Origin of the sequence: Bacillus cereus group sp. BfR-BA-01350, from assembly GCF_022663775.1 — a bacterium.
GTDB lineage: Bacteria > Bacillota > Bacilli > Bacillales > Bacillaceae_G > Bacillus_A > Bacillus_A paranthracis.
The window spans coordinates 167,069-181,311 of sequence record NZ_JAKUGD010000004.1; the positions used below are offsets into that span (position 1 = coordinate 167,069).

The following is a 14,243-nucleotide window of genomic DNA, read 5'->3' on the forward strand; positions in this document are numbered from 1 at the left end:
TTATGCTGTATTCCCTCTTCTATTCATTTAAGTTTAAAGCCTCAAGTTTGTAAACGGAAGGTGATGGCGCAGCAAATCCGTTTTCTAAGATTTCAATATTCGTTATCGCTTCTTCATCTTTCACAAGTTTTGGTGCACCATTCACGATTGTTTCATACGCTGCATCATAAAAACGACCGTAATCACCAAGTGGCGTTTTAATTTGTTTTTCAATCCAATCACCATTTGCATTGCGATATTTCGCAATTCCATAGTACATTGGTGAATCTTCACCAAATCCTGCACTCTCAGGCATAATACCCGCTTTCAAATCATTTTCCTGCTGATCTTCACCATATTTAATAAACGATCCATTTGTTCCATGAACGATAAAGCGCGGATAATCTTTCGCTACAACATGGTTCGTTTTCAGTTTAATTTTCAACTTATTTCCGTAATGTAGACCAACATCGAAATAATTATCAACCGCACCTTTCACTTCATTATTACGAATATCGTATGTCACTGTATCTGGACGGCCAAATAGTGAAATCATACGGTCCATCGTATGAATACCTAAACTATAAAATGAACCTTCTTCTTTCGGACCTTCGTGAGTGATTGAACCCGGACGGAAATAATCAATATGTGATTCAACCTCAACAATATCACCAAGGAATCCTTGTTCCACAACTTGCTTCACTGCTAAGAAATCACCATCAAAACGGCGGTTTTGATAAGGCATAACTACTACACCTTTTTCTCGTCCTAAAGCTAATAATTCTTTCGCATGTTCCACTGTATCGCAAAATGGTTTTTCAACGATAACTGATTTTCCAGCAAGTATAACTTTTTTCGCTAATTCGTAATGCGTATGTGCTGGCGTACAGATTGTCACTACTTGGATTTCTTTATCATTCAACAATTCGTTCAAATCAGTAGTGAAACTAACACCTTTTTCCTTATATGGAGCCGCTAATTCTTCATTAATTTGGCGAGCAAAAATCGTTTTTACTTTTATATTTTTACGTATATTCACATACGGTAAGTGATAGCGGTTAGCTGATTTTCCAAATCCAATAAAGCCCATTGTTAATGTCATATTATTCAACTTCCTTGCTCATAAATTTTTGATTCTATATTTATTATATATTTTTATCATTAAAAGTATATAGTTTTGTTTTTAAAATTATATATAAAAAAGTCGAGATGGAAATCATTTTCTGATTCCGATCTCGACTTTAAGTTATAGACTTATGTCCTACCATCATTTTATTTACACTCGATGAGTAGTTACAGAGCTGCTTCATTACATGCTCTTATTCATACATATAAGAACGTGTCATCGGAATTGTATCGTTAATACCTTTTGTAAATACAAATTGATGTAAATCAATATTACCTGTAAAGAACGAAGCTGCACATGCATTTAAATATAAGCGCCACATACGAATGAATCGCTCATCTTTCGTTTTGCGAACTTCCTCCAGTACGTTTTCAAAATTTCGAGCCCAATGCTGTAATGTTTTCCCGTAATGTCTACGTAAGCTTTCCACATCAACAATGTAAAATTGTTCGTTTGTCATGTTCGTGATTAATTCGTTAACAGCAGGAACATATCCGCCAGGGAATATATATTTTTCAATCCAACCATTCGTAGCACCACCATTGGCCGGAGAAGTAATACAATGAAGTAGCGAAATCCCACCATCATTTAGTAGTGCATTCACTGTCTCAAAGTATTGTGTAATGTTGTCTTTTCCTACATGTTCAATCATACCTACACTAACAATTTTATCAAATTTACGATTCTTAATATCACGGTAATCAAGTAAAGATACTTCAACTAAATCCGTAAGTCCCTCTTGTTTAATTCGTTCGGAAGTCTTAGCATATTGTTCCTCACTTAACGTTACTCCCATCGCTTTCACACCGTACTGCTTAGCGGCAGCTGTAATGAGCTCACCCCACCCGCAACCAATATCTAATAGCGTATCACCTTTTTGAAGGTTCAACTTTTTCAAAATATGATTCACTTTATTATGCTGAGCTGTCGTTAAAGAATCTTGCTCATTTTGGAAATACGCACAAGAATACGTCATTGTTTCATCTAGCCATAATTTATAGAAATCGTTCCCAATATCATAATGATGAGCAATATCATCTTTATTTTTTTGTTTTGAGAAATTCCATTTACTTTTGAAATATTGCAACTTACTATCACCTAAAAAGCTATCCTGCCTTTTATAAATAGATTGAATTGCTTTTTCAAGGTTACCCTCTATTTCAAGATCTCCATTCATATATGCTTCACCGAATGCGATAGAAGGATCCTTAGCAATCTCTTTTTTTGAAAGCGGCTTATGAAATGTTACATGGAATTGAGGTTCCCCTTCTCCATATTGTATTGTTTCTCCATTCCAAAGTGTAATTTGAACTGGATCTGAAAAAAGATTTTTAAGTATTTTTTTATAAAAAAGTTCTTCAACCATATAAACATCTCCTACTAAAGAAATTGAACAAAAGACTATACTAGTTAATAAGTCTTTTTGAACATAGCTTAAAACCGTTATGACTTCTTGCTACGAGTGTCATTATAAAACGGTTATATTATGAAGCATAGTACGTACTTTAAAGTGATGAAGGCACTTTTAAGTACCTATGAAAACTTTAATCCATTATTCATCACGGCTAAAACAGTTGTTAATATGGTATAGATCCTTACTTTCTAAATTTTTATACTAAAAAACACCACCTCGTCATTAGGTGGTGTTTTCAATATTACATAAAGAGATTTCATTTCACTTAACTTTACTATTTTTTCTATCTATGCATCGTTCTCCCCATACGGTCAATTGATTTAATACATTTTGCAAAGACCACCCATAATCAGTTAAGGAGTATTCTACTCGGGGTGGAATTTCTTTATAGATTTCACGTGTAATCACACCATCATCTTCTAGCTCACGTAATTGTTGCGTCAACATTCTAACAGAAATTTCAGGAATTAGACGCTGCAACTCGCTCGTTCGCTTCGTTCCTTTCGTTAAGTGACATAAAATGACGACTTTCCACTTTCCCCCGATAATTTCTAAAGTTGCTTCTATCGGTATATTGTATTGTTTCACACAATCTCCCTCCTTTTTTCTAAATTTCTTCTCTATTGTTACGTAAAAACAAATAATTTTCTATACGGCACATTTTAGTTCCTACAGCACAAAAAAGTACCTATATTACCAAAAAGTAATTATGCCGTTTAAAAATATTCCTATATACAAAAAGAAAAACGAACGTATTCTCGTTCGTTTTTTTCTTGTTTATTCTGCTGTAATAAGCATAGACGTGTTGCCATTCTTTTCAAGATGATGTTCTCCCCAGTTACAAAGAGAATCGAGTATAGCATCTAAAGAATGACCGTATTCCGTTAACGAATACTCTACTTTTGGCGGCACTTGGTTATACACTTTTCTCTCGATTACACCATCTTCTTCTAATTCACGTAATTGCTGTGTTAACATCTTTTGTGTAATACCAGACATTAATTGTTTTAATTCGCACGTTCTCTTTTTATCTTTCTTTAAATGACAAAGGATCACTACTTTCCACTTCCCACCGATAACCTGTAAAGTCGCCTCTACAGGAATATTATATGTTTTCATATAAAAATCTCCTTTAATAATGTGATAAGGCAAGTAAGCTAAAGATTTAAATATTACTTTTAAGTATCTATAGCACCTTAAAGTACGTACTTTTTACCCTGTTAAACATGTTTCATAATAGCATATGTAAACAGCAGATGAGTAGTACGGTACCAAAAAGTACCTGTATTACTTTTTAGTATCTATATCACTTTAAAGTACGTACTTTTCATTATGTAAAATACATTTCATAATAGCATTTGTAAGAGTTGAGTGAGTCATGCAGTATTAGAAATTACATTCTTGTCCCGGTACTTTAAAGTGAGTATTTTTATCATACATTTTGTCCGACGATGAAATGACATATTTTCATTTTCACATCCATTCACAATGATGAATTAATTTTTAAATACATTTTAGGAGGATATTAATAATGAGTAAATTACTAAAAGAAAAAATTGGTTTTGGTACAGCACCACTAGGAAATATGTACCGTAATATTCCAGAAGAAGAAGCAATCGCTACAGTGGATGCTGCTTGGGAGAATGGCGTTCGTTACTTTGATACAGCTCCACTTTATGGATCTGGTTTAGCAGAAATTCGTCTTGGCGAAGCACTATCAAAAAGAAATCGTGATGATTACTTTTTAAGCACAAAAGTCGGTCGAACGATTTCAGATGAACTAGAAGATCCATCTGCACGTGATTTAGGTGAAAAAGGCGGACTGTTCGAATTTGGTCGTAAAAATAAAATGATCAATGATTATAGCGCAGATGCAACACTTCGTTCTATCGAGCAAAGTTTAAAACGTTTAAAAACAGATCGTCTAGACTTTGTTTTCATTCATGATTTAGCACAAGACTTTTATGGTGATGAGTGGATTTCACAATTTGAAACAGCTCGAACAGGAGCATTCCGTGCACTAACACGTTTACGTGAAGAAGGCGTTATTAAAGGCTGGGGACTTGGAGTAAACAAAGTAGAATCAATTGAACTGATGCTTGATTTAGAAGAAGCGCAGCCAAATATATCCTTACTAGCTGGTCGTTATTCATTACTAGACCACGAGCGTGCATTGCAACGAGTAATGCCTGCAGCTGTTAAGCATAATATGGATATTGTTGTTGGTGGCCCATATAGCTCAGGTATTCTTGCTGGAGGTGCTCACTTCGAATATCAAAAAGCATCACCAGAAATCATTGCAAAAGTTGAGAAAATCAAAGCTCTTGCAGATCGTCACGAAATCAGTATCAAAGCTGCTGCATTACAATTTTCACTAGCGAATCCAGCAGTTGCTGCCGTTGTTCCTGGTGCAAGTAAACCGGAACGAATTGTAGAAGACCAAAACGCCTTAAATACAGTAATTCCAGCAGCATTCTGGGAAGAAATGCGTGAACAAAAACTAATAGCACCTAATGCACCACTACCAATCAACGTAAAATAAATTGAAACCTTAATCAGTGGGGCAATCCCCACTGATTATTTACCCGCAAATACCGGGATGAAAAGGAGCGTAATGAACATGGCACATACTACTACATCTATGGAAATTTTCGGTTCACCTGAACAAGTATGGCAATTAATCGGAGGCTTCAACTCCCTTCCAGACTGGTTACCTTATATACCTAGCAGTAAATTAACGGAAGGCGGTCGTGTACGTCACCTAGCTAATCCAGATGGTGACACGATTATAGAACGATTAGAAGTATTCAATGAGAAAGAACGATACTACACGTATTCAATCATGAATGCACCATTCCCAGTCACAAATTATCTATCTACAATCCAGGTGAAAGAAGGTACTGAAAGTAACACATCGGTAGTAGAGTGGTCTGGTACATTCACTCCTGTTGAAGTTAGTGATGAAGAGGCAATAAACCTTTTTCATAGTATTTACAGTGATGGACTGAAAGCATTGCAACAAGCATTTCTAGATTGAGCTATTAAAAACAATGAAAAGCAAAGCGATATCGCTTTGCTTTTTTATAAAATCCCTTTTAACTTTTCACCAATTAACTTCGCTACATACTCATAGCCTTCTGGTCCAAAGTGTAGCCCATCTCTTTCATTATTTTCTACAAATGTTTTATAATTCCGTTCTTGAATCATTTCAGCATACAAATTTAGAAAATAGCTTCCTGTTTCTTTCGCTACTTCCTCTACCACGTCTGCATACTGACCGAGTACTTCATTTGTTCTATTATGCTGTCTTTCTTCATCAACTGGGGCAGGACTAATAAGCAGTACTTTACCTGAAGAAATATGGTTCACAATCTTCTCTAAATTTTCTTTGTATGCTTGTAATGACCCTTGCGAAAAAGAGACTGCATCATTCGTGCCAAGAAAAACTGTTACGAAATCTGGTTTATGTGATAATACATCTTCTTTAATCCTTTTTAACGCATCAAACGTATTATCACCTGGAACACCTGCATTCACTACGTTCCAATTCGGAAACATCTCTCGCAAACGTGGTGTTAACCTCGGCGTTCCATTGAAAAACATTTCATCAGCTGTAATACTATCCCCAAAGCATACTAACGTTTTCATAAAACTAACTCTCCTTTTACGTATGAAACAACTTTCCTTCTACCGCCTTAATATATCTTTCAGCAGAACGTTCCACTGCCTCATTTGCATGTTCTTTTACTACTCGATGAAAAGCGTTGTATAAACGATTAAACTGTAACGGCTTCACTCGATTCACCATTTCTTCCACTTTTCTCGCTGGTAATGGAATTAAGTTTGGATAGCTGTACATAAAGCTTACCCATCGTTCATCCGCTACAACTTGAATAATATCACCTGTTAACAAAATTCCTTTCCCATCATCACCTTCTTCCCAATGTAAGACAGATCCACCTTTAAAATGACCACCTAAACGATGAATAACCAATCCATCCGCTAATTGTAAAGACTCACCAGACCAATAAATAATACGACTACTCGGGCGCATCACCCACTCTTTATCATCTTCGTGTATATAAATCGGTACATCAAATGTCTCCGCCCATTCTACTTGTGTTGAATAATAATGAGGATGAGACAATGCAATTGCATCTAGTCCACCAAGCTCTTTTATTTTCGCAATTGTCGTTTCATCTAAATAAGTAATACAGTCCCACAGTAAACGATATGACTCTGTTTTCACTACATATGCCGTTTGACCGATCGCAAATCCTGGTTTTGTCGTAATACTAAAAAGCCCATTTTCCTCTTCGATTATTTCATTTTTATATGTATCACTTGTTTGTAAGCTTTCTAGCGTCGTCCAAGACTGCCCTTTCGGATTCACATATTGTCTCTCTTCATCACAAATATGACAACTCACTGGTTCTTCTACACTCGCTGCATACTGCACGCCACACGTTGTACAAACGAAATTTTTCATCATAATTTCCCCTATCCCTCTATTTTTATTAAGCTGATTTTTGTTGATAATGATCTGCTTTTTTATTTTCAATTAATAAACTGATAAAAGTAAGTAAATAAACAGCTGTAACGGATAATGGAATGACAGTAAATCCTTTTTCCGCAAAAAGAATCCCGCAAACTGACGTTACGAATACAGTCCCTACTGACAATAAACCGTAACTTTTGCTTTCATAAATCCATACGTACGGGATAAAATGAACACCTATTAACATCGCTACTACAAAAGGTAACCATTCTGGAAATTGAAAATAGGCAAGTAATACAAGCGGAATATTCAATACATTTATCCCACCAATTAATCCTGCCAAAACCCCTAACGGATTTCCTTTCGCAAACATATCAATTTTCAATATAGCAGCTATCATTAAGCCGAAAGGAAACACACATCCCATGCCAATTAAATATACCCACACCACTTGTTTTTCAGAAAGAACAAAGCCCATTATACTCATAACTATCCAAAATAAAACACCAGCTAATATAATCGGTAATCCTCGCTTCGTTTTGATTGCTAAATCCTTTTTCGCTTCTGAAACATTCATTTCACGATCCCCCCAAAAATATTTGTACTATAAAGTCACCTCAACCTCGTCCATCCAATAACGCCAAGCTACTAAATAATCTTCTAAATCTTTCGGGTGATGTCTTAAACACGTATCTATACGCAAATATAAGCCTATGACTATTTCTTCATATAAATTACGGTCTTTTTTATGAAACACACACTGTTTCATCGCATAATCAATCGTTTCTTTCGTTACATCTTCCGGGGTTGAACAGAACGCATAAATTAAATCGTATATAGGATCTCCTAACACTGGTAAAGGATCAATTACACCATGCAGCTTATTCTCTTGAAATATAAAATTATGGAATCCAAGATCACCATGTAATAAAAACGGCCGATTTATTCCAGCGTCCCTATTTGCTAACTTAAGAACCGTTCTATACTCTTCTTCACTTATGTAACGTTTTACATTTTCATGAGCTTCCATCACATTTGTCGTTAAAAATTCATTCCAAGATTGAACCGGACTTTCTTTCCATCCCCAGACATCTACATCTGAAACTATTTCATACTTATTAATAACTTCTTTTACGAGTGTACGAAGCGTACTTCGTTTATGCCCTTGTTCGCAAGAAGTACTACCTTCAAGAAAAGAATACACAATATACGTATGGAAAGGTTCCTTATACAAAAGCTTTGAAAACAAAGTATTCCCCTCATAAAAAGAAAGAAAATGAGCTTCTTCCCGTATTACTTCCGCTTCATTCAGCTTTACAACATATTTTCCGTCCAACAAATATACTGTACTTGTCGTTCCTCCGTTCAACACTTTTATGCTATTTGGATAATGTGAAATCACGTTCTCCTTAACTAGTTGTGCAGCAATTATTGAAATGTCCATTCCCTCACCCTTCAATTCCCAAGATTCCCTCAATTCAAAAGACAACTTTACTATCATTTGACACACGAATAGGAAACCCCTTCCAAAATCATAATATAACAAAAATTCATTCATTTTTACATTTCAAAAATAAGGAAATACTAACAACAACGTTACATACATATAGGAGGACAATATGAAACCTGAATTTTTAAAAGCTGTACATGATGCCATCGGAAATGTCGAACACATTCATATAGAGGAAAGCGGTGCTGACAGCTTGCTTATCCATCATGATGATGCACAGCAGTTACAACAAGTCGCTAAAACGCTAGAAAATAACAATTTTCGCTCTGCTTTAAGAACAACTGGAGATGCTTCGTATATTGAAGTATTGAACAGATAATGAAAGTCCGGATGTATGCCGGGCTTTCTTTTTTATATTGAAACTTCAAATTCTTTCACATACACCGCTGTTCCAGCAATATCAATTTGTAAATTCGCATTCCCTTCAACTTTCGTTACATACACCGTTACACGACCATCTTTATGTATTTCCTGTCCTTGTTCAACAATTAACTCCATTTCATGGTCAAAATCTTTTTCCAAATACATCGCATAATACGCCCCCATTACACCTGAAGCTGTTCCTGTCACTGGATCTTCAATCGTTCCAGCATAAGCTGATGAGAAATGACGCCCATGCATATGTACCTTTTCGTCATAAGTTTCTAGACAAATTGGGTGAATAGAAGCGTTAGGTATTTCTTTTAATACCGATGGAAACATCTCATTGTTAGGCTTCATTCTCTCACACGCATCTAGATTTTTAATCGGTACAATTACAGTCCAGTTCCCCGTACTTCCATATACAATCGGTAAACTTACATCTAAATCATTTACTTCTAAACCGATACTATGAGCTAATTCTTCTGTTGAACCTGTAAATTCTTTAAACTGAGGTGCTGCCTGCCTCATTTTAATAAAGGCTTCTCCATTTTCTTTTACACCTATTTGTATCGGTAAAATCCCAGCCTTCGTTTCAATCGTAAGGTTACTTTTCTCTTCTAATAAACCTCTTTCACGCAAAGCAAATATTGTCCCAACTGTCCCATGACCACATAAATCCATTTCAAAACCAGGTGTAAAGTAGCGCATTCTTATATCTCCTACTTCTGAGGAAAGAACAAAAGTTGTTTCGTTAAATCCAACTTTTTCAGCAATACGCTGCATTTCCTCTTCTGTTAATCCATCTGCATCTAATACAATACCTGCTGGATTACCCATATTCGGTTTATTCGTAAATGCGTCATAATGAAATACGTTTATAGTCTTCATTTTCTTTTCTCCTAACCTTCTTTAAAAATTTTATAATAAAGCTCTATCTCCGTTTTCAACGAACAATTATTTCTCCAAAATATTCTCTGCATCTTTTCATTTGAAGTATGTGTGCTTCCGATGTAATAAGTAGCCCCTATTTCCTTTAACATATGTAAAGATTGAAGATGCAGCCGGGAAGCAATTCCTTTCCCGCAATAATAAGGCATTACCCCAAAATAAAATAATCGTCCTTCACTTTCTGTTCCAGTTTCTATATGCGGTATGGACATACCAATCGGCTCATTTTTATCATAAAAAACAATACATGACTTTTCCCAACCCTTACCTAACTCTGTTTGTACAGAATAAAAATGTTCATCGATAGTTAAAATTGAAGTTTGATTCCCTGAACCCGACATACATTGTTCCCAAATATATTTAAAATCTTTTTCCGATAACGTTCCTTCTGCTATTGATCGATATGTATATTGTCTTTCAAGTTCTTCTATATTGTTCAATTCTCTACATACTTCTATCTTTGCTGCGTGCAAAGAAAAACCGGCATCAAGTAACACTCTCACACTTGAGTTATAACTACTAAACCTTTTGTTTAATACAATACTCGCTCTTTTTAACTCCCAATTAAAACAAACCTCTTCAAATCTACTTATCTTTGCTTTATATGTTTGTACGTTATACAAAACGTCTTCTTCGATTTCTTCAATCGTTACTGCATGTGGTAAGCCATTTAATACTTTTTTAGAAGGGCCAAACAGATTCTGAATGATTGCAAGATCGTATATCACCACTTTAATTCACCTACACCTGGCTCAATAAACTTCCCTGAAACATCCTCGTTTGAATCTATTATCCAATCATATATATTTTTTGCTCCTTCAGCCGGGGTCATATTCGCATCAAAAGCACCAATTTCAGTCTTTAATTTTCCAGGATGAATAGCAGTTACACGAATTCCTTTATCCTCAAACTCTTGTTGTAAACAGAGCGTTAACATATTTTGTGCAGCTTTAGCAATTCGATATGAATATGAGAAATGGCCTTGCGGAAACTCTTTGTTGGCCATTTTATGCAATGAACCTAACCGAGAGGACACATTTATGATTCTCGGATAATACGATTTAGCTAAAGCCACATATGTACCTTTTACAGCTCGAATTACACCTAAGCAATGAATATTAAATAAGTCCGTTAACTCTTCTGAATTCGTATGTAAAACCTCAGTCTCCTTTCCAGTAATTCCTGCGTTATTTATAACTAGATCAATATACTCTGTATATTCCTCAAGCTGTTTCTTAATTTGTTCTGTACTCTCATCAGCCGATAAGTCTGCTAATATAGGAAAACATCTACAACTAAACATTTGCTTCAATTGCATTACCGCAACCTCAGTTTTAACTAATGGATAAACAATATGTCCATTTTCATGAAACACTTTTACTAACTGTAACCCTAATCCACGATTTCCACCTGTAATTAGAACTCTCATATATTCATCTCCTTATTTTTAAAATAAATAAGAAAATCCATCCACTTACCATTCTCTAATGAAAACGCCTCTCTCTTGCATTCAAAAGAAAAACCTGCTCTTTCCGCAAGACGAACGGATGGCTCATTATCAACACGTATATGTAATTCGATTCTATGAAAATGAAGACAATTAAAAAATAACGGTAACGCAGCTTTTACGCTTTCTGCCCCATATCCATTTTTCCAATATTGATTATGAATAGAGTAGCCCATCATTGCCCACTGATAATCCATACGTAAAATTTTAATCAGCTCTAGCTTACCAATATTAGCTCCGTCTTCTTTACGAAAAATACCTAATACGTACATTTCATCTCGATGTGCTGCTTCATCAAAACCTCTTATCCATTCCGTGAACCATTCTTTCGTTGATGATGCCATAACTTGATAACCATCGTCATATTTATACTGCGATGGTAACCTCTTATGAAATCCATCTAACCAATTTTCATAATCATCATTTTGGAACGGACGGATCATCAGTCTCTCTGTCTCTACCTGTAATAGCGGTAGCTTCATTTACATCTCTTCCCTTAATTAATATTTGAATATTCTTTATTATCTTACACAAAATACAAAATCTAGTAAATTATTATGTTTTGATAGACAAAAACCCAGTCATGCTTTATACATAACTGGGTTCTTCATCGTTTAATAACATTTTTATTTCACAAGAACTACATCCCTTAATTCTCTCTTCAACACTTTCCCTAAAGCATTTTTCGGTAACTCTTCTAAGAATACCACTTCTGGAATTTTGTAACTTGCTAACTTCTCCTTACAATACTGAATAATACTTTCTTCTGTTACTGTTGTTTCGCCATCCTTCACAATGTAAGCTCTTGGAACCTCTCCCCAAAATTCATCTGGAAGTCCAACTACTGCAACTTCTAAAACACCATGTATTTCATGAATAACATCTTCTACTTGGTCTGGATATACATTGTCACCACCGCGTATAATAACGTCTTTATATCTTCCCATAATATGCAAGAATCCGTCGTCATCTATCATGCCAGCATCGCCCATGTTAAACCAATTATCTTTTACTACCTTCTTTGTCGCCTTTTCATTATTCCAATACCCTTTAAACATATATGGACTTCTTACATGAATCTCTCCAACTTCATTTGCTTTAAGTTCATGTCCTGTTTCTGGATGAACAATTTTCACCTCTACATTTTTCAAGGCTTTTCCAACAGAAGACATCTTTTCTTTTCCCATCATTGGATGCCATGATGTTACAACCCAACCTTCTGTACTACCATAGCCTTGCACCATATAGATTCCTTTTTCCATATATTTTTGGATGAGTGTTTCTGGCACTTTTGTTCCACCGCTTTGTGCTACTTTAAAAGTAGAGATGTTACGTTCTTTTTTATTTAGTTCATCAAGCATATAGCTATAAACAGCTGGGAATGCAAGCATCGTAGTAATTTTCTCTTCTTCAATCTTATCCCAAATAAGAGTAGGATTCGAATCAGCTAAGAAGATCATCGTAACACCATGATAAATACAATTTAAAATAGAAAGCACGCCACTCATATGAAATAATGGATGCACGGATAAAAAGCGTTCACCTGCTGGAATTTCTCTTTGTCCTGCAATCTCAGCAAAATAATGATGTAAGTTTTTATGTCCAATTACGCATGCTTTTGCCTGTCCAGTCGTTCCTGAAGTAAATAAGTAAATGGCATCGTCTTCTTCATGAACTTCTACGTTCGGTTCTGTCATTGGCTGTTTTTGCAACTCTAATTCAAATGAACCAAAGCCTTCTTTTGTCGTTTGAATTACATAAGGAATTTCTTTAACAGCATTAACATTTAATAACACTTCACTAAATTCTTCATCAATAACTAACACTTTTAATTTCGCTTCTTTTACAATCGTTTCTAATTCATATACAGTAAGCTGATGATTTAGCGGAATAAATACCGCTCCAATTCTTAAACTTGCCATCATAACGCTTGGAAATGGGTGATTATTTTTGCATAGTATTCCTATACGATCTCCTCTTTGCACACCATTATGTAATAAATAATGTGCAAGCTGATTTACTCGTTCATTATATTGCTGAAACGAATATCTTTTCTCCCCCCCTACAAGCGCTTCCAAATTTGGTGATTGCATTGCTCTTTTTTGTAGTAATTTTTGCATCGTTCTCAAGTAAAACTCCCCTTTATATATGTTAGGTTTTTTATTTTATCAGATTAACTATTAATTTACTAAAGATTACACTTAGTGAATATAATAAGAATATAAAATAGCCATTTACTTCACAAGTAAATGGCTGTTTCTTCTTATATATTAGAATACTTCTTATTCATTACATATCGCACATACTCAGGTGCACTTTTATCAATCTCTTCATCACTTAGTTTATATTCGGCACCATATAAATAAAATGAAGGTATAAATTCCATACCTGTATATAGGCATGTAGCTTGGAATGGTTTCGTCAACTCATCCATCTTAATTCCGCTATTTTCATAATCTTTTTCTAATCCACCTATAGAAACTGCTACACCAAACTCTTTTCCCTTCACTTTATCCCCTTTTGATCCGTATGCAAATCCATATGTTAATACATCATCAAACCATTTTTTTAATAATGGCGGTGTGCTGTACCAGTATAGCGGGAATTGAAATATATATCTGTCATGTTCTACTAATAACTTTTGCTCTTCTTCAATATTAAACTCCCAGTTTGGTGCCACTTTATATAATTCATGCACCGTAATTTCATCTGAATGTTTCTCAAGTTCTTCTGTCCATCTTTTATTAATTTTTGATTTTTCAATATGAGGGTGTGCTACAATTACAAGTGTTCTCATCATTTTCCATCCCCTTTATAAATGAATCAATCCTTTACATATTAGTATGAATGCATTACATATAATTGAAAAGTACGTACTTTCAGGTGCTATAGGAACCT

General features: G+C 35.0%; 17 protein-coding genes. 3 read left to right on the forward strand and 14 right to left on the reverse strand.

The window, feature by feature from the left end:
- Window positions 1-19 precede the first annotated feature (19 nt).
- The 4 genes from MR147_RS11455 to MR147_RS11470 form a co-directional block, all read right to left on the reverse strand.
- Window positions 20-1,081 carry an oxidoreductase gene (locus MR147_RS11455; protein WP_242304221.1) on the reverse strand — a complete coding sequence of 354 codons (1,062 nt, stop codon included), beginning with the start codon at window positions 1,079-1,081 and terminating at the stop codon, window positions 20-22.
- Between the two features lie 217 nt (window positions 1,082-1,298).
- On the reverse strand, window positions 1,299-2,471 hold the full coding sequence (locus MR147_RS11460) for a cyclopropane-fatty-acyl-phospholipid synthase (protein ID WP_000229046.1): 1,173 nt from the start codon (window positions 2,469-2,471) through the stop codon (window positions 1,299-1,301).
- Window positions 2,472-2,780: 309 nt separating this feature from the next.
- On the reverse strand, window positions 2,781-3,107 hold the full coding sequence (locus MR147_RS11465; RefSeq protein ID WP_000816333.1) for a winged helix-turn-helix transcriptional regulator: 327 nt from the start codon (window positions 3,105-3,107) through the stop codon (window positions 2,781-2,783).
- A 189-nt stretch (window positions 3,108-3,296) separates the two neighbouring features.
- Window positions 3,297-3,638, reverse strand: coding sequence for a winged helix-turn-helix transcriptional regulator (locus MR147_RS11470; protein WP_000860838.1), 342 nt, complete (start codon window positions 3,636-3,638; stop codon window positions 3,297-3,299).
- 412 nt (window positions 3,639-4,050) lie between these two features.
- Between MR147_RS11470 and MR147_RS11475 the strand changes: the two genes are divergently transcribed.
- A complete protein-coding gene (locus tag MR147_RS11475; protein ID WP_098946548.1) occupies window positions 4,051-5,061 on the forward strand; it encodes an aldo/keto reductase in 1,011 nt (336 codons plus the stop codon).
- A 78-nt stretch (window positions 5,062-5,139) separates the two neighbouring features.
- A complete protein-coding gene (locus MR147_RS11480) occupies window positions 5,140-5,556 on the forward strand; it encodes an SRPBCC family protein (RefSeq protein ID WP_000951534.1) in 417 nt (138 codons plus the stop codon).
- Window positions 5,557-5,600: 44 nt separating this feature from the next.
- On the opposite strand, the gene MR147_RS11485 is transcribed toward MR147_RS11480, so the two are convergent.
- Genes MR147_RS11485 through MR147_RS11500 form a run of 4 tightly spaced genes read right to left on the reverse strand, consistent with a single transcriptional unit; the run spans window position 5,601 to window position 8,461 of the window.
- Window positions 5,601-6,167, reverse strand: a complete 567-nt coding sequence (locus tag MR147_RS11485) for an SGNH/GDSL hydrolase family protein (RefSeq protein WP_074606732.1) — start codon at window positions 6,165-6,167, stop codon at window positions 5,601-5,603.
- 16 nt (window positions 6,168-6,183) lie between these two features.
- Window positions 6,184-7,011, reverse strand: coding sequence for an MBL fold metallo-hydrolase (locus MR147_RS11490; RefSeq protein WP_242304222.1), 828 nt, complete (start codon window positions 7,009-7,011; stop codon window positions 6,184-6,186).
- 25 nt (window positions 7,012-7,036) lie between these two features.
- On the reverse strand, window positions 7,037-7,594 hold the full coding sequence (locus MR147_RS11495) for a DUF7010 family protein (RefSeq protein ID WP_001102936.1): 558 nt from the start codon (window positions 7,592-7,594) through the stop codon (window positions 7,037-7,039).
- A gap of 27 nt (window positions 7,595-7,621) precedes the next feature.
- The gene (locus MR147_RS11500; protein WP_242304223.1) at window positions 7,622-8,461 is read right to left on the reverse strand and encodes an aminoglycoside phosphotransferase family protein; all 840 of its coding nucleotides are present in this window, start codon (window positions 8,459-8,461) and stop codon (window positions 7,622-7,624) included.
- 175 nt (window positions 8,462-8,636) lie between these two features.
- Here MR147_RS11500 and MR147_RS11505 point away from each other — a divergent pair, with 175 nt between their 5' ends.
- Window positions 8,637-8,846: a hypothetical protein gene (locus MR147_RS11505; protein WP_000801653.1), complete on the forward strand. Its 210-nt coding sequence runs from the start codon at window positions 8,637-8,639 to the stop codon at window positions 8,844-8,846.
- 32 nt (window positions 8,847-8,878) lie between these two features.
- On the opposite strand, the gene MR147_RS11510 is transcribed toward MR147_RS11505, so the two are convergent.
- From MR147_RS11510 to MR147_RS11535, 6 genes are all read right to left on the reverse strand, one after another.
- Complete coding sequence (locus MR147_RS11510; RefSeq protein WP_242304224.1) at window positions 8,879-9,778, reverse strand: PhzF family phenazine biosynthesis isomerase; 900 nt, start codon at window positions 9,776-9,778, stop codon at window positions 8,879-8,881.
- Window positions 9,779-9,789: 11 nt separating this feature from the next.
- On the reverse strand, window positions 9,790-10,566 hold the full coding sequence (locus tag MR147_RS11515; RefSeq protein WP_242304366.1) for a GNAT family N-acetyltransferase: 777 nt from the start codon (window positions 10,564-10,566) through the stop codon (window positions 9,790-9,792).
- On the reverse strand, window positions 10,563-11,267 hold the full coding sequence (locus MR147_RS11520) for an SDR family NAD(P)-dependent oxidoreductase (protein ID WP_242304225.1): 705 nt from the start codon (window positions 11,265-11,267) through the stop codon (window positions 10,563-10,565). Before MR147_RS11520 ends, MR147_RS11515 begins: the two co-directional genes overlap by 4 nt.
- Window positions 11,264-11,827, reverse strand: a complete 564-nt coding sequence (locus tag MR147_RS11525; protein WP_074606743.1) for a GNAT family N-acetyltransferase — start codon at window positions 11,825-11,827, stop codon at window positions 11,264-11,266. Before MR147_RS11525 ends, MR147_RS11520 begins: the two co-directional genes overlap by 4 nt.
- Before the next feature lie 144 nt (window positions 11,828-11,971).
- The gene (locus MR147_RS11530) at window positions 11,972-13,465 is read right to left on the reverse strand and encodes a class I adenylate-forming enzyme family protein (protein ID WP_242304368.1); all 1,494 of its coding nucleotides are present in this window, start codon (window positions 13,463-13,465) and stop codon (window positions 11,972-11,974) included.
- 143 nt (window positions 13,466-13,608) lie between these two features.
- Window positions 13,609-14,142, reverse strand: coding sequence for an NAD(P)H-dependent oxidoreductase (locus MR147_RS11535; protein WP_242304370.1), 534 nt, complete (start codon window positions 14,140-14,142; stop codon window positions 13,609-13,611).
- Window positions 14,143-14,243: the final 101 nt, after the last annotated feature.

Excerpts from the sequence above, each read along its gene's own strand:
- MR147_RS11455 (WP_242304221.1), bottom strand. The coding sequence starts at position 1,081 with ATGACATTAACAATGGGCTTTATTGGATTTGGAAAATCAGCTAACCGC.
- MR147_RS11460 (WP_000229046.1), bottom strand. The coding sequence starts at position 2,471 with ATGGTTGAAGAACTTTTTTATAAAAAAATACTTAAAAATCTTTTTTCA.
- MR147_RS11470 (WP_000860838.1), bottom strand. The coding sequence starts at position 3,638 with ATGAAAACATATAATATTCCTGTAGAGGCGACTTTACAGGTTATCGGT.
- MR147_RS11475 (WP_098946548.1), top strand. The coding sequence starts at position 4,051 with ATGAGTAAATTACTAAAAGAAAAAATTGGTTTTGGTACAGCACCACTA.
- MR147_RS11480 (WP_000951534.1), top strand. The coding sequence starts at position 5,140 with ATGGCACATACTACTACATCTATGGAAATTTTCGGTTCACCTGAACAA.
- MR147_RS11485 (WP_074606732.1), bottom strand. The coding sequence starts at position 6,167 with ATGAAAACGTTAGTATGCTTTGGGGATAGTATTACAGCTGATGAAATG.
- MR147_RS11490 (WP_242304222.1), bottom strand. The coding sequence starts at position 7,011 with ATGATGAAAAATTTCGTTTGTACAACGTGTGGCGTGCAGTATGCAGCG.
- MR147_RS11495 (WP_001102936.1), bottom strand. The coding sequence starts at position 7,594 with ATGAATGTTTCAGAAGCGAAAAAGGATTTAGCAATCAAAACGAAGCGA.
- MR147_RS11500 (WP_242304223.1), bottom strand. The coding sequence starts at position 8,461 with ATGGACATTTCAATAATTGCTGCACAACTAGTTAAGGAGAACGTGATT.
- MR147_RS11505 (WP_000801653.1), top strand. The coding sequence starts at position 8,637 with ATGAAACCTGAATTTTTAAAAGCTGTACATGATGCCATCGGAAATGTC.
- MR147_RS11510 (WP_242304224.1), bottom strand. The coding sequence starts at position 9,778 with ATGAAGACTATAAACGTATTTCATTATGACGCATTTACGAATAAACCG.
- MR147_RS11520 (WP_242304225.1), bottom strand. The coding sequence starts at position 11,267 with ATGAGAGTTCTAATTACAGGTGGAAATCGTGGATTAGGGTTACAGTTA.
- MR147_RS11525 (WP_074606743.1), bottom strand. The coding sequence starts at position 11,827 with ATGAAGCTACCGCTATTACAGGTAGAGACAGAGAGACTGATGATCCGT.
- MR147_RS11530 (WP_242304368.1), bottom strand. The coding sequence starts at position 13,465 with ATGCAAAAATTACTACAAAAAAGAGCAATGCAATCACCAAATTTGGAA.
- MR147_RS11535 (WP_242304370.1), bottom strand. The coding sequence starts at position 14,142 with ATGAGAACACTTGTAATTGTAGCACACCCTCATATTGAAAAATCAAAA.